This window comes from Microbacterium sp. B35-04 (genome assembly GCF_010634885.1).
GTDB lineage: Bacteria > Actinomycetota > Actinomycetes > Actinomycetales > Microbacteriaceae > Microbacterium.
Genome location: NZ_MWLP01000049.1, coordinates 1 through 24,352, shown reverse-complemented (window position 1 = coordinate 24,352; position 24,352 = coordinate 1). Strand labels below are relative to the sequence as shown.

Genomic DNA, 24,352 nt, shown 5'->3' with positions numbered 1-24,352 from the left:
CCATCTTCCAGAGAGGATCTCCCCCTCATGACGACCGCGATCCCGCGCGCCTTCCCCCAGGACTTCCTGTTCGGGGCGGCGACCGCCGCCTACCAGATCGAGGGAGCGGCCCACGAGGACGGCCGCCGCGACTCCATCTGGGACGCCTTCGCCCGCGTTCCCGGCGCCGTCATCAACGCCGACAACGGTGACGTGGCGTGCGACCACTACCACCGCTTCGGCGACGACGTGGCGCTGATGAAGGACCTGGGTCTGCAGACGTACCGCTTCTCGACGTCGTGGTCGCGCGTGCGGCCCGACGGCGGCGCGGTGAACCTTCAGGGGGTCGACTTCTACAAGCGACTGACCGACGAGCTGCTGGATGCCGGCATCCTCCCGTGGCTGACGCTGTACCACTGGGATCTGCCGCAGGCGCTGCAGGAGAAGGGTGGCTGGGCCAACCGCGACACCGCCGACCTGTTCACCGAGTACGCCCTGACGATGCACGACGCGCTGGGTGACCGCGTGAACGTGTGGACGACGCTCAACGAACCGTGGTGCTCGTCGTTCCTGAGCTACACCGCGGGCATGCACGCGCCCGGTCACTACAGCGTCGAGGAGGGCGTGCTGGCCGCGCACCACCTGCTGCTCGGCCACGGCCAGGCCGTGCGCGAGCTGCGGGCGCGCGACGCGTCGCTGAAGCTCGGCATCACGCTGAACCTCACCGTCGCCGAGCCGGTAGACGAGACCGACCCGGCCGACGTCGACGCCGCGCGTCGCATCGACGGCCAGTTCAACCGATGGTTCCTCGACCCCATCTTCCGCGGCCAGTACCCGGCCGACATCGTCGAGGACATCCGCAAGGTGGATGCTGCCGCCATCGCCGCATGGGAGTCCGCGGTGCGCCCCGGCGACCTGGAGGCGATCGCGACGCCGATCGACACGCTCGGGGTGAACTACTACCACGGCGAGTACGTCGGCGGTCACGAGCCGGTGAACCCGCCGATCGGCGGCGACGCGCCGACCGATCGCCCCGGCCACTCGCCGTACCCCTCGAACGAGGGCATCTTCTGGCACGAGCGGGGCCTGCCGCGCACGCCGATGCAGTGGGAGGTGCAGCCCGACGGCCTCACCACCCTGCTGCACCGCGTGTGGGACGAGTACGCGGAAGCAGCTGGCACCGTGCTGTACGTCACCGAGAACGGCGCCGCGTACGACGACGAGCTCGTCGTCGAGGGGGGCGAGAAGCGCGTCCACGACGCCGATCGCGTGGAGTTCCTGCGCGCCCACCTCGGCGCGATCCTCGACGCCGCCGACGCCGGCGTCGATGTGAGGGGATACTTCTATTGGTCGCTCCTCGACAACTTCGAGTGGGCGTGGGGGTACGAGAAGCGGTTCGGCATCGTCCGCGTGGACTACGACACGCAGGAGCGGACGCCCAAGGACAGCGCGCTCGAATACCGACGCATCATCGGCGCACGCGCCCTGGACCTGGAGTCCGCGCGCGAGGCGGCCACCGCGTCGTAGCGACCAGGCCCCCGCGTCGGGGCCGTAGCATGCGGGAGGAGGACAGATGAGCACCGAGGCCATGCGATCGGCTGTCACGATCGAGGAGGTCGCCGCCGCGGCGGGGGTTTCGCGGTCGACCGTGTCGCGCGTCGTCAACGGCTCGACCGCCGTCAGCCCGGAGGCGCTGGAGTCCGTCAGGCGCGCGATCGCCGACCTCAACTACGTGCCCAACCGGGCCGCGCGGTCGCTGGCGAGCCAGAAGACGCACGCGGTGGCGCTCATCGTCCCCGAAGACACCACGCGGTTCTTCGGCGATCCCTTCTTCGCCGCCATCGTGTCGGGCATCAACTCCCGCCTGAGTCGCTCGGACTACGTCCTCAACCTCTTCATCGCGAGCGATGACCCGGGCGACAAGACCACGAGCTACGTCCGCAGCGGCGCGGTGGACGGCGCCGTCGTGGTCTCGCACCACACCAGCGACACGTTCATCGACCGGATCGCCAGCGTCGTGCCCGTCGTCTACGGCGGCCGGCCGGTGCGCGAGCGGGAGCGCGACTACTACGTCGACGTCGACAACGTGCGGGGCGCCTACGACGCCACGGTGTACCTCATCGAGAGCGGCCGCCGGCGCATCGCGACGATCACCGGCCCTCGTGACATGCCCGCCGGCATCGACCGGCTCCAGGGCTACCGCGACGCGCTCGCGGCCTGGGAGCTCGACGAGGTCGCCATCGAGGACGGCAACTTCACGGCCGACGGCGGCGCCGACGCGATGCGCCGGATCCTCGCCTCGGGCGCCAAGCCCGACGCGGTGTTCGTGGCGAGCGACCTCATGGCCCGCGGTGTGCTCGCCGTGCTCGCCCGGGAGGGCCTGCGCGTTCCCGACGACATCGCGATCATGGGCTTCGACGACTCGCCGGTGGCCACCTCGGTCACCCCGCAGCTCACGACCGTGCGTCAGCCGTCGTTCCAGCAGGGGGAGCGCATGGCCTCGGTGCTGATCGACCTTCTCGCGGGGCGGCATCCGCGTCACGTCACGATCCTCGAGACCGAGCTCGTCGTCCGCGACTCGGTCTGAGCCCGCGCGCGTCTGCCGCTCCTTTCGGCCGGCGGTCGCCGTCTCGTCGAAACCAGGGATTCGCGCCGAAACCTGTGACGACGTCCTCGGTCTCGCCGCGGATCTCCTGTCTCGCCGAATCGAGGCCGCGCCGACGCGCGCTCAGCCGCGGCCGGGTGCGGTGGCGTGCAGGAGGTTGCGCCAGGGGTCGTCGAACGAGAGCGTGCGGCCGTCGTCGCGCACCTGGAAGCCGTGGTGCCGCAGGCGCTCGCCGAGGTCGCCGAGGGCGTCCGCGTCGGGCAGGTCGAGGTCGACGCGGCCGAGGCCGAGCGCGGGCATCCGCGGTCCGGCGCCGCGCGAGTTCCACACGTTCATGGCCATGTGGTGGTGGTAGCCGCCCGCACTCACGAAGAGCGCCTGGTCGCCCAGCCCGGCGGTCTCGTCGAACCCGAGCGCGCCGACGTAGAACGTGCGGGCGGTGGCAACATCGCCGACCGACAGATGCACGTGACCGACGGATGCCGCGTCCTGCCCGGTCGCGCCGCTCGCCGCCCGCTCTGTCAGATGCTCGCGCAGGAAGGAGTTGGGGTCGAGGTACAGCGTCGCCATCTCGACCTGACCGTGGACCCACGACCAGTCGGTGCGGGCGCGGTCCCAGTAGAGCTCGACGCCGTTGCCCTCGGGGTCGGTCAGGTAGAACGCCTGGCTGACCAGATGATCGGCTGAGCCGGTGAACGTCTGCGGGGCGTGCTGCGCGACGCTGAACAGCGCGGCGGCCAGGGCCTCCTGCGTCTCGAAGAGGATCGCGGTGTGGAAGAGCCCCGCCGCTCCCGGCGACGCGTGCCGCAGCTCCGGCTCGTGCCGCAGCACCACGACCGCGCGGCCGCCGCGGCCGAGCACGACCTCGTCGCCGTCGGCCGAGAGCACCTGCAGCGTGATGACGTCGCGGTAGAACGCCGTCATGCCGTCCAGGTCGCCCACGAGGAGCGTGACGGCGCCCATCGACGTGTCGGCGGCGAGGCGGTCGGATGCCGCTGCTACTTCATGCATACGAATACACAACGCCGCGGCATCCGTCTGTCTTCCCTCCCCGCCGTGACCGTGTCCCACTTTCACGCCGAAATGAGCGTTCTCGCGCGCGAAAGTGGGACACGAAAGGCAGGAATCGGGACATCGTCGCTGGGAGACCAGGGGGAGGTCGGTGGTGGGCGCGGGGCTCAGCGAGTGTCGACGTCCTGCGGGTCGCCGCCGAGCTGCCCCACCGCCGGGATCGGACCGCCGTCGTCGGCGCCGGTCTCGCGCCAGCGGGCGATGGCGTTGCCGAGGTGGTAGATCAGGAGGGCCGCCGCCGCGCCGATGACGATCGCGCCGAGCTGGAAGTCGCCCCACTGCATCGTGAACCCGGCGATCGCGATGACGAGCGCGACCGCGCCGGTGTACTGGTTCACCGGGCGCGAGAAGTCGACGCGGTTGTCGACCCAGATCTTGATGCCGATGATGCCGATGAGCCCGTACAGCGCGGTCGTCACGCCGCCCAGCACGCCGGCCGGGATGGAGTTGAACACCGCCCCGACCACCGGCGACAGCGAGAGCAGGATCGCGAAGAGACCGGCGACCCAGTACGCCGCCGTCGAGTACACGCGGGTGGCGGCCATGACGCCGATGTTCTCGCCGTAGGTCGTCGTGCCCGAGCCGCCGAACGTTCCCGCCAGCACGGTCGCGGCGCCGTCGGCGATGAGCGCGCGGCCGGTGTACTGGTTGACGGATGCCTCGGTCATGGTCGCGACGCCGCGCACATGGCCGACGTTCTCGGCGATGAGCACCAGCACGACCGGGAGGAACATCGCGATGACGCTCCAGGTGCCCGGATCGCCGAAGGTGGGGAGGGCGAAGGTCGGGAGGCCGACCCACTGCCCGTCCGCGACGAGTTCGTTCACGGCAGTGAAGTCCACCTCGCCGCGCAGCAGCGCCACGATGTAGCCGACGATCACGCCCAGGAAGATCGAGATGCGGCCGAGGAAACCGCGGAACAGCACACTGAACAGGATGACGGCGGCCAGCGTGATGGTCGCGGTGATCGGCGCCTGTTGGAAGTTCGTCCACGCGACCGGCGCGAGGTTGAACCCGATCAGCGCGACGATGGCGCCGGCGACGACCGGCGGCATGAGCTTCTCGATCCAGCCGAGGCCCGCGAACTGCACGATGAAGCCGACGGCCGCCAGCAGCACCCCGACGGCGACGATGCCGGCGAGTGCCGAGCCCATGCCCTGCGAGGCGGTGGCCGCCGTCACCGGGGCGATGAACGCGAACGACGAGCCGAGGTAGCTGGGCAGGCGGTTCTTCGTGATGAGGAGGAACAGCAGCGTCCCGATGCCCGAGAAGAGCAGCGTCGTCGAGACGGGGAAGCCGGTGAGCACCGGCACCAGGAACGTGGCGCCGAACATCGCGATGACGTGCTGCGCGCCGATCGCGACGGTCGCGGGCCAGTTCAGGCGCTCGTCGGGCTTGACGACCTTGCCCGGTTCGACGGTCCGGCCGTTGCCGTGAAGGGTCCACAGGGGCATGCGCGCTCCTTGCGCTCGGGGGATGGTGCGAGCATCACCCTAGCGAGCACCGGCACCGGTGCGAGTTGCCCCGGCCACGCGGCATCCGAGAGGCTGGAGCGGCGCCCCCGGCGCCGATGCTCGCGCGACCGATGTGACGGAGAGATGTGACCGACCCAGCGATGCCCCCGACGCCCCCTGCCGCCGCGACGACGCCGGCCGCAGTTGCGAGCGACTCGTCGACGCACGGCGTGCCGCCGGCGCTCGAACTGCGCGGCCTGCACAAGCGGTTCGGGCAGAAGGTCGCGGTCGCCGATCTGAGCCTGCGCGTGCCCGCCGGGTCGTTCTACGGGCTGGTCGGCCCCAACGGCGCCGGCAAGACGACGACGCTGTCGATGGCGACGGGTCTTCTCGCGCCGGACGCCGGCCAGGCGCTCGTGCACGGCGTCGACGTCTGGCGTGATCCGGTCACGGCCAAAGCCATGCTCGGCAACCTCGCCGACGGCGTCAAGCTGTTCGACCGGCTCACCGGTGAGCAGCTCGTCACCTACAACGGCCTGCTGTTCGGCATCCCGCACGACGAGATCGCGCGTCGCGCGGCGGACCTCCTCGCCCTGATGGACATGACGGATGCCGCGGGCACGATGGTCGTCGACTACTCGGCCGGCATGACCAAGAAGATCGCGCTGGCGTGCGCGCTCGTCCACGCGCCGCGGCTGCTCGTGCTCGACGAGCCGTTCGAGTCGGTCGACCCCGTGTCGGCCGCGAACATCCAGGACATCCTCACGAGCTATGTCGCCGGCGGCGGCACGGTGATCGTCTCGAGCCACTCGATGGACCTCGTACAGCGCATGTGCGACCACGTCGCGATCGTCGCAGCCGGTCGCCTGCTCGTCGCCGGGACCGTCGACGACGTGCGCGCGGGGCAGTCGCTGCAGGACCGCTTCGTCGAGCTCGTCGGGGGCCGCCGTCACACGGAAGGGCCGGAATGGTTGCGACGCTCCTGAGGCTGCGCTTCCGGGTGCTCGGCAACCAGCTCGCGCGGAGCCCCTGGCAGCTGGTCGGCTTCATCTTCGGGGCGATCTACGGGCTCGGCCTGCTGGCCGGGATCGCCGTAGGGCTGGTGCTGCTCGGCTTCGGCGACCTGCTGCTGGCGAGCAGCGTGATCGTCGGCGTCGGGTCGGTGGTGACGCTGGGCTGGGCGCTCGTGCCCCTCGTGGCGTTCGGCGTCGACACGACGCTGGATCCCACCCGGCTCGTGGTGTTCCCCATGTCGCTGCCCCGCATGATGGTCGCGCTGACGCTCGCGGGGGTCTGCGGCATCCCCGGGATCATCACGTCCGCCGCGGCGATCGCGACGATCGCGACCTGGGCGCACTGGCCGGCGGCCATCGCCGCGTGGGCGGTGAGCACCCCTGTCGCCGTGCTGACCGCCGTCGTGGCCTCGCGCGCCGTCGCGTCACTCGCCTCGGGACTCGGCAGCGGCCGGCGCTTCCGTGAGGTGTCGGGCACCGTCATCTTCGTCCCCCTGATCCTCGCCGGGCCGATCATCGCCGGCGTCGCCACAGGGTTCGCGGTGAACGCCGACACCCTCGCGGAAGCGATCCCGGTGCTGGGCTGGACGCCTCTCGGTGCCGCCTGGGCGGTTCCCGCGGCTGCCGCGGCGGGCGATCTGCCCGAGGCGGGCGCGAAGCTCCTCATCGCCCTCGTGACGCTCGCGGTGCTCTGGCTGCTCTGGCGCGCATCGCTCGGCCGTTCCCTGGTGCGCCCGTCGCACAGCTCCGCCGCGCCGGTGCGCGCCGGCTCCATCGGATGGTTCGGCCGCGTGCCGACCGGTGCGGCGGGTGCGATCTTCGCGAGGGCGGTCACCTACTGGACGCGCGACCCGCGCTACCTCCGCCAGCTGATCGGCGCGCCGCTGGTGCCCGTGCTGCTGTGGTTCTACGCTCGCAACGGCGATCCCCTGGTGGCGCTGACGTTCTCGGGTCCGATCATCGCGATGGTGATCGGCATCGTCGTGTACGCCGACATCTCGTACGACGGCACGGCGTTCGGCACCGAGCTCATCACCGGCGCCTCCGGACGCGCCGACCGCCTCGGCCGCAGCCTTGCCGCGGCCGCCGTGGCGCTGCCGCTCGTGCTGCTCGCCGTGATCGTGCCGTTCACCCTGTCGGGCCAGTGGGAGCAGTTCCCCGGCATCCTGGGCATGTCGGTCGGCATCCTGCTCACCTGCTACGGCGTGTGCGCGGTCACCTCGGCGCAGCTGGTGGTGCCCGTCGCCGCATCCGGCGACAACCCGTTCAAGCGGGTGCCCGGCACGACGTTCCTGCAGGGCATGGCGTTCTTCGGCATCTGGCTCGTGGCGCTGGTGCTGTCGGCGCCCGTCGTGATCGTCGGCCTGATCGGATACTTCACGCAGAACGCGACGCTCAGCTGGATCGCGTGCGCGGTCGGGATCGTGGTCGGCACCGCCGTCCTCATCGGCGGCATCCTGCTCGGCGGCCGGATGCTGGACACCACCGCGCCGGTGCTCCTCGCCCGGCTCAAGGCGATGAAGAACGCCTGAACGGATGCCGCGGGCGGCGGTCAGGCGGCGGTGAGGCGCTTGAGCAGTTCGCGGTAGCGGGCGGTGGTGCGCGCCACGATGTCGGCCGGGAGCGCCGGCGGCTCGCCCTCGCGCGGGGCGGGCCAGTTCGCGGCGAGCCAGTCGCGCACGATCTGCTTGTCGAAGCTCGCCATGCGCTCCTCGGGGGTCGTGCCCGACGCCCAGGCCGCGGCATCCCAGTACCGTGACGAATCGCTGGTGAGCACCTCGTCGGCGAGGGTCATCACGCCGTTGTCGTCGAGCCCGAACTCGAACTTGGTGTCGGCGAGGATCACCCCGTGCGCCTCGGCCGTCGCCGCGGCGCGGGCGTAGATCTCGAGCGACAGGTCGCGCAGCTCCGCCGCACGCTCGGCGCCGACGAGCTCGACGGTGCGCTCGTACGAGATGTTCTCGTCGTGCTCGCCCATCGGCGCTTTGTAGGCGGGCGTGTAGATCGGCTGGGGCAGCCGGTCGCCGTTCGACAGTCCGTCGGGCAGTGAGATGCCGCACACCGTGCCGCTCTCGCGATACTCGGCCCAGCCCGACCCCGTCAGGTAGCCGCGCACGACGCACTCGATCGGCTGCATGTCGAGACTCTTCACGACCATCGCACGGCCGATGACGGCATCCGGAATCAGGCTCTGCAGATCGTCGGCGGTGTTCGCCTCGCCGTCGGCGCCGCGCGTGAGCGTGTGCGACGAGGCGAGATGGTTCGGGATGCCGCGGCCGCCGTCGGCGCCCGCGAGCTGGTCGAACCACCACAGGCTGAGGGTCGTGAGCAGCTCGCCCTTGCCCGCGATTCCGGGGGAGAGCACGTGGTCGAACGCGCTGACGCGGTCGCTCGCGACGACGAGCATGCGCTCGGGGTGGGAGCCCTCCGGCGTCTCCGCCGGGACGTAGAGGTCGCGCACCTTGCCGGAGTAGGCGTGGCGCCAGCCGGGGAGCTCGGTCGCGGGAGTGGGGGTAGCCGTCACCCGTCCCATTATCCCGGCCGGCGGCGGAACCCCTCAGCCCTTCGGCGTGATCTCGTCGAGGTAGGCGAACGCGTCGGCCGTCAGGGGCACCCAGCGGTCGGCGCGGTCGACGCCGATCATGACCCACTCGCGCATCGTGCGGCCGCGCATCTGCATGCGCGCGCCGTCGCCGGCAGCCTCGATCTCGTCGGCCCGCGACGCGGGCACCTTCACGACGAGGGCGCCCTTGTAGCCGACGAACGCGAACACCTTGCCGCGCACGCGCAGGCCCTCGCTGCCGAACATCGGCCCGATGTCGACGCCGGGCCGATCGAGGTACTCGGCGGCGATCGGATCGAAGATCGCGTGCGCGCGCTCCGCGGCCTGCGCGGAAACCGCAGCGTCGTCGCGCTCACCCGTCATGCGCACAGGCTACGAGTCCCACCCGACATCGCGCGAGAGGTGTGCCGTTCGGCGAGGGAAGGTATAGTCCATGTGGACTAATCGACATGGAGGGATCGATCGTGATCGACGCCACGTCCGCTCGCGAGCCGGATGACGCGGCTCCTGACGCAGCCGGCCGCGTGGGCCCATCCGTCGCCCGGCTGACCCCGCTCGGGGTGGCCGTGCTCGCACTCCTGAGTGAGGGCGACATGCACCCGTACGAGATGATCCGGCTGATGCACCTCCGCCGCGACGACCGCCTGGTCACCATCACCAACGGCACCGTGTACCACACGGTCGCGCGCCTCGAGCGGGCGGGCCTGATCGCCGAGGTCGGCGTCGACCGCAACGGCAATCGCCCCGAACGCACCACCTACACGCAGACGGATGCCGGAGCCGCCGCCGTCCTCGAATGGGTGCGCCGAGAGCTGCCCCGGGTCGATCACCCGGTCGAGTTCCGCGTCGCGCTCGCCGAGGCGCACGGCCTCGACCGTGAGGACGTGCTCGCACTGCTCGACGCCCGCCGCACGGCACTCGCGGACGCCCATGCGTCGTTGGTCGAGGGCCACCGGCACGCGCTCGGCAAGGGCGTGCCGGCGCAGTACCTCCTCGAGATCGCGCGCGAAGAGGCGCTGCTCCAGGCCGAGCTGGCCTGGATGGACGCGACCCTCCCGCGGATCGCCGATCCCGACTTCGCCTGGGGCCCCGACGCGACCCCGTCGGAACGCTATCTCGCCCAACGAAAGGCGGCACGCCAGTGACCACGCCCCACACCCCGGACACCACCCGCACCGCGGGCGCGGCATCCGGAACCGCCTCGGCGGCCCACCCGCCCACCGGCGCCTACGCCGCCGGACACAAGCCGCGGAGCCCCTGGCCGGCTCTCTGGGCGCTCGTCATCGGGTTCTTCATGATCCTCGTCGACACCACGATCGTGTCGGTCGCGAACCCGGCCATCAAAGCGGCCCTCGACCCCGAGACCAACAACCTCGACAACGTCGTGTGGGTCACCTCGGCGTACCTGCTGGCGTACGCGGTGCCGCTCCTCATCACCGGCCGCCTCGGCGACCGGTTCGGCCCGAAGAACATCTACCTGATCGGGTTGTCGGTGTTCACGCTCGCGTCGCTGTGGTGCGGGCTCTCGGGAACGCTCGAGATGCTGATCGTCGCTCGTGCGGTGCAAGGCCTCGGTGCCGCCCTCATGACGCCGCAGACGATGGCTGTCATCACCCGCACCTTCCCGCCCGACCGACGCGGCGCCGCGATGGGCCTGTGGGGCGCGACCGCGGGGGTCGCGACCCTCGTCGGGCCGCTCGCCGGCGGGCTGCTGGTCGATGGGTTCGGCTGGGAGTGGATCTTCTTCATCAACATCCCCGTCGGCATCATCGCCTTCGTGCTCGCCTGGATCGTCGTGCCCAAGCTCGAGACGCATCCGCACCGCTTCGACATCGTCGGCGTGTTCCTCAGCGCCGTCGGCCTGTTCCTCATCGTCTTCGGCCTGCAGGAGGGCGAGAAGTACGACTGGGCGCCCTGGGTGTGGGCGATGATCGGGGGCGGTGTCGTCGTGATGGCGATCTTCGTCTGGACGCAGGCGCGGACCAAGAGCGAGCCGCTCGTGCCACTGCCGCTCTTCCGCGAGCGCAACTTCTCGGTCTCGAACCTCGCCATCTCGATGGTCGGGTTCACGGTGACGAGCATGTCGCTCCCGCTGATGTTCTTCATCCAGCTCGCGCGTGGCCTCACGCCGACGGAGTCGGCGCTGCTGCTCATTCCGATGGCGGTGCTGTCGGGCGTGCTGGCACCGCTCGCCGGACGCCTGCTCGACCGCACCGACCCGCGCTTCCTGCTGGTCCCGGGCCTGCTGCTCGTCGCGGGGTCGCTGTTCTGGTACTCGTCTCTCATGAACACCGACACCCCCATCTGGATGTTCCTGCTCCCGTCGGCGCTCATGGGCGTCGGCAATGCGGGGATGTGGGGTCCGCTCGCCACGACCGCGACCCGCAACCTGTCCCCCAGACAGGCCGGCGCCGGTGCGGGCATCTACAACACGACGCGCACGATCGGCTCGGTGATCGGATCCGCCTCGATCGCGGCATTCATGCAGGCACGTCTGGAGGCGAATCTGCCCGGCGCGGCGGACGCCGCCGGTGGATTCGGCGAGGGCACCCTCCCGCCCTTCGTCGTCGACGGCTTCTCGCAGGCGATGGCGCAGGCCATCCTGCTCCCCGCCGTCGTGATGCTGGCCGGGGTGGTGGTCGTGCTGTTCCTGCGCCGGCCGAAGGCGACGTCGACGGAGGACTGGCAGGCCGCGCAGCCCGCGGCGGCAGCGGCAGCCGACTGACGCCCTCGTCGGCGTTTCCGCGGCGGGTGAGTCGGGGGGTGGGGAGCGATGCTTCGGACTGTCGGGCTTGCGCGGCCGCGGGGGCTTTGTCAACCCATTGTTGAGCGCCCGGTCACGAGGCCATGATCAGAGCATGACCGGACTCGCAGTGATCCTGCTCATCGTCGGAATCGTCCTGCTGCTGCTGGGCGTGTTCATCGAAGCGGCGCAGTTCCTGCTGTGGATCGGCCTCGTGATCATCATCATCGCGGTGATCGCCTGGCTGATGCGCTTCATCCGCCGCCAGACCTGACTTCGCCCCGGCACTGCCGCTGCGCCGGACATCGGCGTAGCCTGGCCGATACGGACGTCCCGGACCCCGACATCCACGGACCGCACACGCGTGCGGCCGGAGGATCGGGGACGAGCACATGACCGACCAGCTCACCGGCGGCGTCCGCGCCACGGTGGCCCGAGCGCCCCGAGCGGGCAACGACTTCACCGACCTCGCCAAGATCATCGGCACCAGCGGTCTCATGCGCCGCCGGTACGGGTACTACTGGACCAAGCTCATCGGCGCGGTGGTCGTCCTGGCCACCGCCATCACGGCCTTCGTGCTGATCGGCGACACCTGGTGGCAGCTGTTCACCGCGGCGGCCCTGGCGATCCTGTTCACCCAGATCGCGATGCTCGGGCACGACGCCGCGCACCGGCAGATCTTCGTCTCGGGCCGGTGGAACGACTGGACGTCGATGGTGCTCGGCAACCTGCTGGTCGGGATGAGCTACGGCTGGTGGCAGCACAAGCACACGCGCCACCATGCGAACCCCAACAAGATCGGCTCCGATCCGGACATCGAGCTGCCGGTCGTGTCGTTCACTCCCGATCAGGTGGAGCAGCGCGCAAAGCAGTACGGCCCCGCGCTGGCGTGGGTGATGGCCCACCAGGGGATGTTCTTCTTCCCGATCCTCCTGCTCGAGGGCCTGTCGCTCCACGCGTCCAGCGTGCGCCGCGTCGTCGCGCGTGAGCCGCTGCGCCGGCGCAGCGTCGAGATCGTCTTCCTCGCCCTGCGCATCGGCGGGTATCTCGCCCTGGTGTTCATCGTGCTGTCGCCCGGCATCGCCGCCGTCTTCCTGGCGGTGCAGCTGGGCCTCTTCGGCGTCTACATGGGCATGGCGTTCGCCCCGAACCACAAGGGGATGCCGCTCGTTCCGGCCGAGCTGAAGGTCGACTTCCTGCGCCGCCAGGTGCTGATGAGCCGCAACGTCCGCGGCAGCCGGTTCCTCGACGTCGCCATGGGCGGGCTCAACTACCAGATCGAGCATCATCTGTTCCCGTCGATGCCGCGCCCGCACCTGAGGAAGGCGTCCGGCACGATCCGGGACTACTGCGTCGCACACGACGTGCGGTACACCGAGACGGGGCTGTGGGAGTCGTACCGGATCGTCACGCGGTACATCAACCGGGTCGGACTGGGGGAGCGCGACCCGTTCGAGTGTCCCCTGTTGCAGCAGCGGCAGGCGGTCTGACCGGCCCGGTGCCGGACGCGTGATCTGGGGCGTCGTCCGCGACCTGTGTGGGGCAGGTCGCGGACGACGAGTCTGCAGACCCCCATGAGGCGCGAGCCTGTCAGCGTCCGCCTATGGTGTCGCCGGCGGTGAAATGCTCGAGGTCTTGTCGCTGCGGCGAGAGTGCGCGTCTGTAGGCGCCCGGCGGATACAGGGATGTGCATCGGCAGGCCGCCGTGCCTCCTGCGATACAATAGAGGTTCGCTCAGCCATGTCGTGCTGAGGCGGTCGCCGGGAGAAAACCGGCGGTCCGAGGCTTGAAACCTCCGGCATCTTCCCAGAATCCCGGAGGTTTTCTCATGTCTTGGCGCGCCTCGCATCCGTCCGCCCGCTGGTGGGCGCTCGCCGTCATATCGCTGACGCAGCTCGTCGTCGTGCTCGATGGCACCATCGTCAGCATCGCACTGCCGCGTGCGCAGGCAGACCTGGCGCTGAGCGATTCCGCACGGCAGTGGGTGGTCACCTCGTACGCCCTGGCCTTCGGTGCGCTGCTGCTGCTCGGCGGCCGTGTCGCCGACTACGCCGGCCGCAAGCGCACCTTCATGATCGGGATGCTGGGCTTCGGTGCGGCATCCGTCTACGGCGGTCTCGCCGCCACCGGCGCCGATCTCATCATCGCTCGCGCATTGCAGGGTGCGTTCGCTGCCCTGCTGGCGCCGGCGGCCCTGGCCCTGCTGACGGTGACGTTCCCGAAGGGCCGGGAGCGCAACACCGCGTTCGCCGTGTTCGGAACCGTCGCCGGCGCGGGGGCCGCGGTCGGGCTCGTGCTCGGCGGAATCCTCACCGAGTTCGCGGACTGGCGCTGGTGCCTCCTGGTCAACGTCTTCTTCGTGGTGGTCGGACTCGTCGGCGGGTTCTTCGCGCTGAACGAGAGCCGTGCCGACGGCGAGAACCGCTACGACATCCTCGGAGCGGTCCTCGTCACGGCGGGACTCGGCGCCCTGGTCTACGGATTCAGCCTGGCCGAGCAGGGGTGGGGCTCCCCGCTGACCATCACGTTCCTCGCGCTCGGAGTGGTGCTGCTGGCACTGTTCGTGTGGATCGAGTCGCGGGTCGCGCAGCCGCTTCTGCCGCTCCGGATCCTCACCGACCGCGTGCGCGGTGGCGCCTTCCTGATCCAGGCCGTTGCGGGAAGCGTGATGATCGGCGCAACGCTGTACCTGACGTTCCACTTGCAACTCGTGTGGGGCATGTCCGCCTTCGTCGCCGGCGTGGCGAGCCTGCCGCTGCCGCTCGGCATCATGGTCACGGCGCCGCTGGTGACACGGCTGCTTCCGCGCGTCGGTCCGCGCGTGCTCATGACCGCCGGTCCCCTCGTCGCGGCAGCCGCACTCGTGTACCTCAGCTTCATCACCCCCGAAGGCGACTATTGGGTGCAGGTGTTCCCCGCGGCTCTGGTGATGGGAATCGGCATGGCGTTCATGCTCGTCCCGCTGCAGAACGTCGCCCTGCTGGGCGTTGCGCCGCACGACGCCGGGGCGGCCTCGGCGGTCGTCAACTCGGCGATGCAGATCGGCGGCTCGATCGGCCTGTCGGTCTTCACGGCGCTGTACGCGGCGTCGCTCGGCGACCACGCCGGTACGCCGGGGCCCGACCAGCTCACGACGGCGTACGGCGTGACTTTCCTCGCCGCCGCTGTCGGCATGGTCGCTGCGGCGGTGATCGCGTTCACGATGATCCGCCCAAGCCGTGAGCGGGTGACGCCGGTGTCGGATGCGCCGGTCCTCGTGCACGCGGGTTGAGCGCCTCGATCCGCGGGGCCCCTCGCGCCCCGCTGATCGTCCCGGCGGCTGCACTCCTCAGGGAGGACACTGGCCGCGCACCGGTGTCCTCAGCCCGGCCGCCGGCCGCGCTCGTGCGCCCAGATCGCGAGCTCGACGCGGTTGCGGGCGCCCAGCTTGCCGGTGATGCTCGCGAGGTGCGTCTTCACGGTGCTGAGCGAGATGTGCAGCTCATCGCCGATCTCGCTGTTGCCGAGGCCGCGAGCGACGGCGGCGAGCACGTCCTCCTCACGGTCGGTGAGGGGGCTCGACGGCGGATGCGGCGGCTCGGGCGTGGCACCTGCGAACGCCTCGATGAGCCGCACCGTCACGTTCGGATCGATGAGCGCATCGCCCCGCGCCGCCGCGCGAACGGCTTCACCGAGCAGCACGGGCCCGGCGTCCTTGAGCAGGAAGCCGCGCGCGCCTGCGCGGAGGGCGGCGTAGACGTACTCGTCGAGGTCGAAGGTCGTGATGACGACGACGGGGATCGGATCGGCGACGGCGGGTCCGGCGATCGCCCGGGTCGCTTCGAGGCCGTCCATCACCGGCATCCGGATATCCAGCAGGCACACGTCGGGCCGGAGGCTCCGTGCGAGCGCGACCGCCTGCCCACCGTCCGCGGCCTCGCCGACGACCTCGATGTCGGGCTGGGAGTCCAGGATCATGCGGAGCCCCGCGCGGACGAGGTCCTGGTCATCGGCGACCAGCACGCGCACCGTCACGTCGTCCACCGCTTCCTCGGCAGGGACGCGGTGACGGTCCATCCTCCGTCGGGGGCGGGGCCGGCCTCGAGGGTGCCGCCCAGGAGTGCCGCGCGTTCCCGCATCCCCGCGATGCCGAATCCCGGCGCGACCGCGGGCGCCTCGGCACCGTCGTCGCGGGCCTCGAGCAGCACGCCGTCGTCATCGACGCGCACGTCCACGTCGACGCGGGTGGCGTTGCGCGCATGCCGGCGCGCGTTCGTCACCGCCTCCTGGGCGAGCCGGAACACCACGGCGGCGATCGGCGCCGGCACCGCCTCCACGTCGCCCTCCAGGCGCACGGCGACCTCGGGGCCGGTGCCCGCCGGCTGCGCGAGCCGGCGCACGTCGCCGAGCCCCGGCGTCGGCGTCAGCTCCGCCTCGCCGGCGCGTCGCAAGACGCCCACCATGGCGCGCATCTCTTGCAGCGTGCGGGTCGCCTCGCCCTCGATGGCCCGCAGCGCCTCGGCGGCGGCATCCGGGTCGGTCGCCGCCACCGCCGTGCCGGCCTGCGCCTGGATCGCGATCGCCGAGACGTGGTGGGCGACGGTGTCGTGCAGGTCGCGGGCGAGCTGCTCGCGCTCGCGCAGGCGGACGTGGTCGAGCTCCCGAGCCCGCGCACGGGCGCGCCACCGGAACGCCAGGCCGAGCACGCTCGTCGTGATGGCGACGGTGACGCCGCCGATGAGATCCCCGGGCGTCGGCGCGTCGGTCACGAAGGACAGTGCGAGTCCGGCTGCCACCAGCACGCCGCCGAGCACCATCGCCCGGCCCGAGCCCCAACGGAACACGGCGTAGAGCAGCAGGAGGAAGTACGCCGTCGTGTACAGCTCCGACGGGGCGCCGGGCGCGAACCCCACCGCGGTGCCCGTGACGAACGCGATCGCCAGCATCGTGAGGGGCCGCGCGCGTCGCCAGAGCAGTGTCGGCACGAGGGCCACGAGCACGATGGCCCAGAGCCAGCGCCACGGGACGTCGGGACGAACGGATGCCTCGACCACCGCCAGCGGAGCCAGCACGCCGACGAGCGCCCAGTCCCGCCAGACGCGCCGCGGCGGCGCCGGCGAGGCCGGCGGCGCGTCCCAGAGCGCGCGGACCGGGCTCGTCATGCCCTCATGATAGGTGGGCAGCGGGCACCGCCGATCGGCCGGCGGCGCGCACAGTGCCGGCACCTCGTCGCGCTCGACGCCGGATGACGACCTCGGCGACGAAGAGGTTGATCGCCCATGCTGCGCCCATGAGCACCGAGTGCATCGTCTGGCTCGGGACTCCGAACGCGAGCGTCCAGGGCAGGAGCGTGAGCAGCTGTGTGCCCGCGCCGAGACCGATCGCGTAGGCCCGGGTCATCCACGCGCTGTGCGTGCGCACGTCGCCACGCCGGATCGCGAGGAACGCGACGACGATCGCGACGGCCATCGCGGTGCCGAGGACGAGGCGCATGACGATGAGGGCGGGACCGTTCATCGCGGCGGGAATAGCGTAGAAGACCGCCATCCACATTCCTGACAGCGCCGATATGAGGCCCGCCGGCACGAGGATGCGGCCGGCGATCCGATGCCAGCGGCGCCTGCGGAGAGAGGGCGCGAACTGCAGGGCGCCGAGCACGAGGTAGACGCTCGAGCCGACGGCGTGCAGGACCACCGGGATCGGCGACGCGACGAACCGCGCGTTCTCCGGCGTCACCTCGACGCCGATCGTCAGCGTCGTGACGCGGAACGCGCCGGCGATGACCGGCACCAGGCTCAACGCGATGAGCCCGGCCGGCACAAGCCACTCCGGCCGGTGTCGGCGGGGGCGCGAGGGCGGGAGGGATCCTGGCGCGCGAGGGGAGATGATCGACATACCGCAACGATCGCCTGGCCGGGCTACCGCTCGCATCGGCCGAGCGGCCCGACTCGCCTCGTCCGAACGGCCGAGGTGGACGCGACCGACCGGATCGCGTCTGGGCGAGCCTCTAGGCTCGAACCGGACCGCCTCGAAATGCGGCCCGGGGGGAGCGAAGCGTGAGCCGGACCGATCAGCACGTCAACACCGAGGGCAGCGCCTGGAAGCGCTTCTGGGAACGCGGCGGGTGGTGGCGCGCGCTCATCCTGGTGGTGGGTTACTTCGTGCTCTACCAGGGCGCAGCGCTCGCCCTCGCGCCGATCGCACCCTCGGTCGACGACACCGAGAGCGCCGGGTACGTGCTGTTCTTCGTCGTCCTGCCGATCTTCATCGGCGGGGTGATCCTCATCCTCTTCGGCCTGTCGGTGGGCTGGCTGCGAGAGCTGTTCGGCCCGCAGCCGATCCGCGGCCGCGGGTGGATGTGGATCGCGGTCGCCGTCGTGCTGCTGTTCAACGTCCTCCGTTTCGCGACCATCGATTACGCCGCGCTCGACTTCGGCTACGTGGCGGCCTGGCTCCTGGCCGGCCTGTGCATCGGCTTCGCGGAGGAGCTCCTCACGCGCGGCTACGTCGTCAATCTGATGCGCAAGGCCGGGCACCCCGAGATCGCGGTCGCCCTCGTGTCGGCGGCGCTGTTCGCCGCGCTGCACGCGAGCAACCTGCTCACGGGTCAGTCGCTCTTCGCCACACTCCTGCAGCTGCTCTACACCTTCGCGTTCGGCATCTGCATGTACCTCACCCTGCGCGTCACCGGCAACCTCATCTGGCCGATCCTGCTGCACGCCAGCACCGATCCGAGCATCTTCCTGCAGGGTCCCCACCACGTCGACAGTCCGCTCGCCACGATCGCCGGGTTCGGCAACATCCCCGTCATCCTCGTCGGGCTGCTCGCGATCATCTTCATCCGCGGTCGCGTGACGACCGACACGGATGCCGCCTCCGCCGTCGGCGGTACCACGCCGGCCTACGACCGCTGATGTGAACGACGGGCGCCCTTGATCCCGGGGCGCCCGTCGCTTCGGGGTCTGTGCGGAGCCGACCGGGTCAGAGCCCTTCGGCGACCCGGGCGGCGATGTCGGTGCGGTGCTGGCCGCCCTCGAGGTGGATCTCGCCGAGCGCGCGGTAGACGCGGTCGCGCGCCTGGACGAAGGTGGTGCCGACCGCGACGACGTTGAGCACGCGGCCGCCGGTGGCGACGATCCCGCCGTCGGTCTCGGCGGTGGCGGCGTGAGCGAGGTGCACCTCCGGCACCGCCTCCGCCTCGCGCAGGCCCGTCAGCGCCCGGCCGGTCACCGGCGCGGCCGGGTATCCCTCGCTGGCGAGCACGACCGTCACGGCGACGTCGGTGGCGAACGCCGGGCGCGGAAGATCCTCCAGATGACCGGATGCCGCAGCCAGCAGCAGCTCCGACAGCGGGTCGACGAGCCGGGGCAGCACGACCTGGGTCTCGGGGTCGCCGAAGCGCGCGTTGAACTCGATGACCTTGATGCCCGCGTCGGTGAGGATGAGTCCGGCGTAGAGCAGTCCGATGAACGGCGTGCCCTCGGCATCCAGCTGCCGGATGACCGGCTCGGCGACATCGCGCGTGACGAGATCGACGAACTCCCGCTCGCTGCCGAAGCGGCCGTCGAGCCAGGGGAGCGGCGAGTATGCGCCCATGCCACCGGTGTTGGGACCCTCGTCGCCGTCGAGCAGGCGCTTGTAGTCCTGGGCGGGGCTGAGCGGCAGCACGTGGTCGCCGTCGCTGAGGAAGAAGAGCGACACCTCGGGACCGGCGAGGAACTCCTCCACGAGCACCGGTCCCGACGGAAGATAGCTGTCGGCGTGGGCGAGCGCCGCCTCGCGGTCGGACGTGACGATGACGCCCTTGCCGGCGGCAAGTCCGTCGGCCTTCACGACGTGCGGAGCGCCGAGCTCGTCGAACGCGGCCTCGACCTCCGCCCGGCTGGCGGCGCGCATCGCCCGGCCGGTGGGCACGCCCGCGGCATCCATGATGCGCTTCGCGAACGCCTTCGAGCCCTCGAGCTGCGCGGCGGCCTTGCCCGGACCGAACACCGGGATGCCGCGCTCGCGCACCGCGTCGGCGACCCCCGCGACCAGCGGCGCCTCGGGGCCGATGACGACGAGATCGATGAGGTTCTCGTTCGCGAAGATCGTGACGGCGGCGGGGTCGTTCACATCGAGGGCGACCAGCTGCGCGTCCTGCCCGATGCCGGCGTTGCCGGGAGCCGCGAAGATCTCGTGCTCGGCCTCCTCCGCCCGCAGCGCGAGGATGATGGCGTGCTCCCGCGCGCCCGAGCCGAGGACCAGGATCTTCACGCGCTCCAGCCTACCGACGCGCCCCGCTGGGTTTCCGCGATCGCGAGAGCCGTCCGCGATCGCGACCGGATCAGAGGAGCTCGCGGCGGCGTACGGTGGAGAGGTGGCCCGCAAGATCTCGACCGACGACGGCCGCGCCGCACTGAGCGCGGTCGCCGCATCAGTCCCGCCCGCTCGCACCGACCAGGCGACCGCCGTGCGCTACCTCCTGCAGCTGCTCGCCGAGAAGGCGCCGGGCAACTCCGTCGAGGTGCGGGTGCCGCCGTTCGGCGCGGTGCAGGTCATCGAGGGCCCTCGGCACACGCGCGGCACGCCGCCGAACGTGGTCGAGACCGACCCCGCGACCTGGATCGCGCTCGCCACGGGCGCCGAGCAGTGGACGGATGCCGCGGCCGCCGGCCGCATCAGCGCCTCGGGCACGCGCGCCGACATCTCGGACCTCCTGCCCCTGCGCCCCTGACCTCGCGGGACTCGTCGCCCGCGGCGCCGCCACTTTCGCCTGCCCCCGGCGCGCTCCGGCGCGCCGAGTGGGACAATGGGGACATGCCCGAGCACAGCCAGGACCACATCGAGACCGTGCGCGTGCGACGAGCGCCCAAGATCTCGGTGTTCCTCCTCCTCGGCGCCGCACTCGGCGTGCTCGTCGCGATGATCCTCACCTTCTCGTTCAACGGCACCGCCGACCCGAGCCCCAACACCGGCGTCGAGTACTCGCAGGGTCAGGTGTTCGGCTTCCTCGTGCTCGTCTGCGCGCCGATCGGCCTGGCGCTCGGCGGCATCGTGGCGCTGATCTTCGACCGTCGTTCACGGCGCCACACCCACGAGGTGGCTGTCGACCACGCGTCGGTCCACGTCGACCCCGAGCCCGGCACCAACGGCCACGGCGCGGCTCACTGAGCGCCCGGATGCGGCTGAGGGCCGCGACTAGGCCAGCTCGGCGATGATCGGGTGGATGGCGGTGTCGAAGGCCGCGACATCCCCCCGCAGCCCGTCGGTGACGGCGACCGTGAGGGATCCGATCCACCACACGCCGCGCTGATTCAGGGGCAGCACCTGCACGTTGAGCTCGAACGAGTGCGCCCGCCGCCCGACCTGCCGCTCGTGCTCGGCGATCGCGCCGGCGTAGGCGCGATACGCAGTGCCGGAGCTGTGCGCCGCCTCCTTGCGGTACCGCTCGTTCGCCGCCCGGGCGAACGCGAGCGCTTCCGGCGCATGCGGGACGAAGGCGGACCGCAGCTCGTCGCACCCTTCGATCGGCAGGGCGAGCACGGTGTCGAATCCGTCCACCAGATCGAGGGGGACATCCGACGGGTGGGCCTGCGGTTCGACCGTCATCGCCCAGTACTGCCGCCATTGCCGTTCGAGAATCGCCTGGGCCTCATCCGACCGGTCGTTCGCCCGCGGCGGGATCCCTCGCAGGTGCGGCAGCTCATCCGGAGAGCGGAGGCCGAGCACCTGGCGCAGATAGAGGGCAAGAAGCACCGGCTGACCGGCGTCTTCGCGGATCAGCCACTCCGGTGCACCGGCGCCGCCCATGCGGTCCATTCTAGATCCGGGCCCGCTGCTGGTGCCCCGTTCCGAGCATCCGGACGCCGGAAGACCGCTACCCCCGGGCATCCACCCGCGCGCGTCCCCGCGCGCGGCCTCCCGCTCCGCCGCAAACCAGTTCACTTGCGCTGAACGTACGTACGAGGGCGGTGTGAGCGTACGTTCAGCGCAACTGAACCGATTCAGAGGAGCGCGGCGAGACCGCAACCCCTCGGCATCCGTCCAGGCACGTCGCCGGTAGGCTTGTGACCGTGGCCTCATCCGAACGCGATGCCCCCTCCCGCCCCGCACAGCCCGTGAACCCCTACACGGCTGCCGGCGTCGACACGGCAGCCGGCGACCTCGCCGTCGAGCTGATGAAGTCGGCCGTCCGTCGCACGCAGGGCCCCGAGGTGCTCGGGGGAGTCGGCGGATTCGCCGGGCTCTTCGACGCGAGTGCGTTCAAGGCCTACGACAAGCCGCTGCTGGCCACCAGCACCGACGGCGTCGGCACGAAGGTCGCGATCGCCCAGGCCATCGACAAGCACGACACGATCGGGCAGGACCTCGTCGGCATGGTCGTCGACGACATCGTCGTGGTCGGCGCGAAGCCGCTGTTCATGACCGACTACATCGCGTGCGGCAAGGTCTTCCCCGAGCGCATCGCCGACATCGTGCGCGGCATCGCGGCCGGCTGCGCCGAGACCGGCACCGCCCTCGTCGGCGGCGAGACCGCCGAGCACCCCGGCCTGCTCGGCATCAACGACTACGACGTCGCGGGTGCCGCGACCGGTGTCGTGGAGGCCGACCGCGTGCTCGGCGCCGAACGCGTCCGCAGCGGCGACGTCGTGCTGGCGCTGGCGAGCTCGGGCCTGCACTCGAACGGCTACTCGCTCGTGCGGCACATCGTCACCGGAGCCGGCATCCAGTACGGCGCCAACGCCGCCGACTTCGGCACGACGTGGGGTGAGGCCCTGCTCGAGCCGACGCGTCTCTACACGCGTCCACTGCTGCGCCTCATCGCCGACCACGGCGACCGGGTGCACGCGCTCAGCCACGTCACGGGCGGCGGCATCGCCGCGAACCTCGCCCGCGTGCTGCCCCAGGACACGTGGGTCGAACTCGATCGCTCGACGTGGTCGCCGTCCCCGGTGTTCCGGGTGCTGGCCGACCTGGGAGATCTCGACCTCACCGCCACCGAGGGCACCTGGAACCTCGGCATCGGGTTCCTCGCGGTCGTGGCGGCCGACAAGGCCGAGGCCGCGGCATCCGCTCTCTCGCGCGAAGGCATCGCGACCTGGCAGGTGGGCATCGTCCACGACGGCGCGCGTGCGGACGGCCACTGGGAGCAGGGCGCCAAGGGCGTCGACGGCGGCGCCGTGCGCCTCGTGGGCTCTTATGCGGACCACACGGCTCGCTGAGCCGGCAGACGGCACGACGCAGAACCACACAGCGCAGAAACGACAAGACGGAGCAGGCAACACCCATGTGCGGAATCGTCGGAGTGGTGGGCCGTGGGTCTGCCAACCAGGAGATCTACGACTCCCTTCTGCTTCTGCAGCACCGCGGCCAGGACTCCACCGGCATCGCGACGGCCGAGCGCAGCGGGGTCGTGCACCAGCACAAGACCCGGGGCCAGGTGCGCGAGTCGTTCCGCACGCGCGACATGCGCGCGCTGCTCGGCGAGATCGGCCTCGGCCACGTGCGCTACGCGACGAAAGGCACCGCGTCCAATGAGGAAGAGGCGCAGCCCTTCTACGTGAACGCCCCCTACGGCATCGTGCTCGTGCACAACGGCAACCTCACGAACACCCGCGAGCTGACCGCGGAGCTCTTCCACAAGGACCGCCGTCACCTCAACACGTCGTCCGACACCGAGCTGCTGGTCAACGTGCTGGCGAACGAGCTGCAGTCGTCGATCTCGGGCCTCGAACTCGATCCGACCCAGGTGTTCCAGGCCGTCAGCCGTGTGCATGAGCGCGTCGAGGGCTCGTACGCGGCCATCGCCCTGATCGCCGGCTACGGTCTGCTGGCGTTCCGCGACCCGTTCGGCATCCGTCCGCTCATCCTCGGCACGCGCAAGCACGAGGACGGCCACTACGAGTGGGTCGTCACGAGCGAGTCCCTCGTGCTCGAGAACGGCGAGTTCGAGATCGTCCGCGACGTCGACCCGGGCGAGGCGGTGTTCATCGACCTCGAGGGCAACCTGCACACCCAGCAGTGCGCGACCGACCCCAAGCTCGTGCCCTGCTCGTTCGAATACGTGTACCTGGCCCGCCCCGACTCGGTCATGAACGGCATCTCGGTGTACGAGGCGCGCCTGCGCATGGGCGACCGGCTCGCCGACACCATCGCGAAGTTCACGCCGCGCGAGGCGATCGACGTGGTCATGCCGATCCCCGACTCCTCCCGCCCCGCGGCCATGCAGGTCGCACGCAAGCTGGGAGTGGAGTACCGCGAGGGCTTCTACAAGAATCGCTACGTCGGCCGCACCTTCATCATGCCCGGCCAGGCGGCGCGCAAGCGCAGCGTGCGTCAGAAGCTCAACGCCATGTCGAGCGAGTTCAAGGGCAAGAACGTGCTCCTCATCGACGACTCCATCGTGCGCGGCACGACGTCGAAGGAGATCATCCAGATGGCACGGGATGCCGGGGCCAAGAGCGTCACGTTCGCCTCGGCCGCGCCGCCCGTGCGCTACCCGCACGTGTACGGCATCAACATGCCCTCGCGCCAGGAACTGGTCGCTCACGGTCGCACGATTCCCGAGATCGCGGAGGAGCTGGGCGCCGACTTCGTCGTGTACCAGGAGGTCGAGGACCTGAAGGCGGCGATCCTCGAGGGCTCCGACGTCGAGGACCTCGACATGAGCTGCTTCGACGGCCGCTACATCACCGGCACTGTCACCGACGAGTACCTCGCCTGGGTCGAGGGCTCGCAGGAGAGCTGACGGCGAGGTTCTACGGTCGGCGAATCCGGTGAGTCGCCGCGTTTCGTCTCGCTTCGCTCGCTCAACGACCGGTGCGGCGGTTCGGTTCCGGTCGTGGAGCGAGTGAGGAACGAGCGAGACGAAACGCCCCGCGCCGGGCGCCGCCGGCCGGCCCGACGCGTTTCGTCTCGGTCGCTCGCGCTCCCTCGCTCAACGACCGCTATGCACCTCACCCC

Annotated in this window: 23 protein-coding genes; 14 read left to right on the top strand and 9 right to left on the bottom strand. The window is 70.9% G+C overall.

Features of this window, described 5'->3' with window-relative positions; genetic code table 11:
- Positions 1-27 precede the first annotated feature (27 nt).
- Both B1729_RS12825 and B1729_RS12820 read left to right on the top strand, forming a co-directional pair.
- Positions 28-1,506, top strand: a complete 1,479-nt coding sequence (locus tag B1729_RS12825; RefSeq protein WP_163633070.1) for a family 1 glycosylhydrolase — start codon at positions 28-30, stop codon at positions 1,504-1,506.
- A 46-nt stretch (positions 1,507-1,552) separates the two neighbouring features.
- The gene (locus B1729_RS12820; protein WP_163615976.1) at positions 1,553-2,566 is read left to right on the top strand and encodes a LacI family DNA-binding transcriptional regulator; all 1,014 of its coding nucleotides are present in this window, start codon (positions 1,553-1,555) and stop codon (positions 2,564-2,566) included.
- A 141-nt stretch (positions 2,567-2,707) separates the two neighbouring features.
- On the opposite strand, the gene B1729_RS12815 is transcribed toward B1729_RS12820, so the two are convergent.
- On the bottom strand, positions 2,708-3,595 hold the full coding sequence (locus B1729_RS12815) for a VOC family protein (protein WP_163633068.1): 888 nt from the start codon (positions 3,593-3,595) through the stop codon (positions 2,708-2,710).
- A 167-nt stretch (positions 3,596-3,762) separates the two neighbouring features.
- Positions 3,763-5,109, bottom strand: a complete 1,347-nt coding sequence (locus B1729_RS12810; protein ID WP_163633065.1) for a solute carrier family 23 protein — start codon at positions 5,107-5,109, stop codon at positions 3,763-3,765.
- A gap of 146 nt (positions 5,110-5,255) precedes the next feature.
- Between B1729_RS12810 and B1729_RS12805 the strand changes: the two genes are divergently transcribed.
- Positions 5,256-6,095, top strand: coding sequence for an ABC transporter ATP-binding protein (locus B1729_RS12805; RefSeq protein WP_239539629.1), 840 nt, complete (start codon positions 5,256-5,258; stop codon positions 6,093-6,095).
- A complete protein-coding gene (locus tag B1729_RS12800) occupies positions 6,077-7,654 on the top strand; it encodes a hypothetical protein (protein ID WP_163633063.1) in 1,578 nt (525 codons plus the stop codon). The genes B1729_RS12805 and B1729_RS12800 overlap by 19 nt, the downstream gene beginning before the upstream one ends.
- A gap of 20 nt (positions 7,655-7,674) precedes the next feature.
- Here the strand turns inward: B1729_RS12800 and B1729_RS12795 are convergent, their stop codons facing one another.
- Together B1729_RS12795 and B1729_RS12790 are read right to left on the bottom strand one after the other, a co-directional pair.
- Positions 7,675-8,655: a phosphoribosylaminoimidazolesuccinocarboxamide synthase gene (locus B1729_RS12795; RefSeq protein WP_163633061.1), complete on the bottom strand. Its 981-nt coding sequence runs from the start codon at positions 8,653-8,655 to the stop codon at positions 7,675-7,677.
- 24 nt (positions 8,656-8,679) lie between these two features.
- Positions 8,680-9,048 carry a TfoX/Sxy family protein gene (locus tag B1729_RS12790; protein ID WP_163615982.1) on the bottom strand — a complete coding sequence of 123 codons (369 nt, stop codon included), beginning with the start codon at positions 9,046-9,048 and terminating at the stop codon, positions 8,680-8,682.
- A gap of 86 nt (positions 9,049-9,134) precedes the next feature.
- On the opposite strand from B1729_RS12790, the gene B1729_RS12785 reads away from it, so the two are divergent.
- The 5 genes from B1729_RS12785 to B1729_RS12770 all read left to right on the top strand — a co-directional run bounded on the left by B1729_RS12785 (position 9,135) and on the right by B1729_RS12770 (position 14,699).
- Positions 9,135-9,830 (top strand): PadR family transcriptional regulator, encoded by a 696-nt coding sequence (locus B1729_RS12785; protein ID WP_239539628.1) that lies wholly within the window; start codon positions 9,135-9,137, stop codon positions 9,828-9,830.
- A gap of 149 nt (positions 9,831-9,979) precedes the next feature.
- Entirely contained in the window at positions 9,980-11,410 is a 1,431-nt protein-coding gene (locus tag B1729_RS12780) for an MFS transporter (protein ID WP_239539631.1), read from the top strand.
- Between the two features lie 133 nt (positions 11,411-11,543).
- Entirely contained in the window at positions 11,544-11,702 is a 159-nt protein-coding gene (locus B1729_RS20615) for a hypothetical protein (RefSeq protein WP_204259964.1), read from the top strand.
- A 118-nt stretch (positions 11,703-11,820) separates the two neighbouring features.
- A complete protein-coding gene (locus B1729_RS12775) occupies positions 11,821-12,918 on the top strand; it encodes an acyl-CoA desaturase (RefSeq protein WP_163615985.1) in 1,098 nt (365 codons plus the stop codon).
- A 338-nt stretch (positions 12,919-13,256) separates the two neighbouring features.
- Positions 13,257-14,699 carry an MFS transporter gene (locus B1729_RS12770; protein ID WP_163615987.1) on the top strand — a complete coding sequence of 481 codons (1,443 nt, stop codon included), beginning with the start codon at positions 13,257-13,259 and terminating at the stop codon, positions 14,697-14,699.
- An 89-nt stretch (positions 14,700-14,788) separates the two neighbouring features.
- On the opposite strand, the gene B1729_RS12765 is transcribed toward B1729_RS12770, so the two are convergent.
- The 3 genes from B1729_RS12765 to B1729_RS12755 are packed head-to-tail and all read right to left on the bottom strand — an operon-like array spanning position 14,789 to position 17,227.
- Positions 14,789-15,442, bottom strand: a complete 654-nt coding sequence (locus tag B1729_RS12765) for a response regulator transcription factor (RefSeq protein WP_204259970.1) — start codon at positions 15,440-15,442, stop codon at positions 14,789-14,791.
- Entirely contained in the window at positions 15,439-16,569 is a 1,131-nt protein-coding gene (locus B1729_RS12760; protein ID WP_163615990.1) for a histidine kinase, read from the bottom strand. Before B1729_RS12760 ends, B1729_RS12765 begins: the two co-directional genes overlap by 4 nt.
- Before the next feature lie 4 nt (positions 16,570-16,573).
- Positions 16,574-17,227 carry a DUF2306 domain-containing protein gene (locus B1729_RS12755; RefSeq protein ID WP_239539627.1) on the bottom strand — a complete coding sequence of 218 codons (654 nt, stop codon included), beginning with the start codon at positions 17,225-17,227 and terminating at the stop codon, positions 16,574-16,576.
- A gap of 236 nt (positions 17,228-17,463) precedes the next feature.
- On the opposite strand from B1729_RS12755, the gene B1729_RS12750 reads away from it, so the two are divergent.
- Positions 17,464-18,321, top strand: a complete 858-nt coding sequence (locus B1729_RS12750; RefSeq protein WP_163633055.1) for a CPBP family glutamic-type intramembrane protease — start codon at positions 17,464-17,466, stop codon at positions 18,319-18,321.
- A 67-nt stretch (positions 18,322-18,388) separates the two neighbouring features.
- On the opposite strand, the gene purD is transcribed toward B1729_RS12750, so the two are convergent.
- Positions 18,389-19,663, bottom strand: a complete 1,275-nt coding sequence (purD, locus tag B1729_RS12745; RefSeq protein WP_163633053.1) for a phosphoribosylamine--glycine ligase — start codon at positions 19,661-19,663, stop codon at positions 18,389-18,391.
- A 103-nt stretch (positions 19,664-19,766) separates the two neighbouring features.
- Between purD and B1729_RS12740 the strand changes: the two genes are divergently transcribed.
- Positions 19,767-20,123 carry a sterol carrier family protein gene (locus B1729_RS12740; protein WP_163615995.1) on the top strand — a complete coding sequence of 119 codons (357 nt, stop codon included), beginning with the start codon at positions 19,767-19,769 and terminating at the stop codon, positions 20,121-20,123.
- A gap of 83 nt (positions 20,124-20,206) precedes the next feature.
- The gene (locus B1729_RS12735; RefSeq protein WP_163615996.1) at positions 20,207-20,560 is read left to right on the top strand and encodes a potassium transporter Trk; all 354 of its coding nucleotides are present in this window, start codon (positions 20,207-20,209) and stop codon (positions 20,558-20,560) included.
- Between the two features lie 27 nt (positions 20,561-20,587).
- Here the strand turns inward: B1729_RS12735 and B1729_RS12730 are convergent, their stop codons facing one another.
- Positions 20,588-21,199, bottom strand: coding sequence for a zinc-binding alcohol dehydrogenase (locus B1729_RS12730; protein ID WP_163615997.1), 612 nt, complete (start codon positions 21,197-21,199; stop codon positions 20,588-20,590).
- A 263-nt stretch (positions 21,200-21,462) separates the two neighbouring features.
- Between B1729_RS12730 and purM the strand changes: the two genes are divergently transcribed.
- A complete protein-coding gene (gene purM / locus B1729_RS12725) occupies positions 21,463-22,611 on the top strand; it encodes a phosphoribosylformylglycinamidine cyclo-ligase (protein ID WP_275575849.1) in 1,149 nt (382 codons plus the stop codon).
- A gap of 65 nt (positions 22,612-22,676) precedes the next feature.
- Complete coding sequence (gene purF / locus B1729_RS12720; RefSeq protein WP_163615999.1) at positions 22,677-24,137, top strand: amidophosphoribosyltransferase; 1,461 nt, start codon at positions 22,677-22,679, stop codon at positions 24,135-24,137.
- Positions 24,138-24,352: the final 215 nt, after the last annotated feature.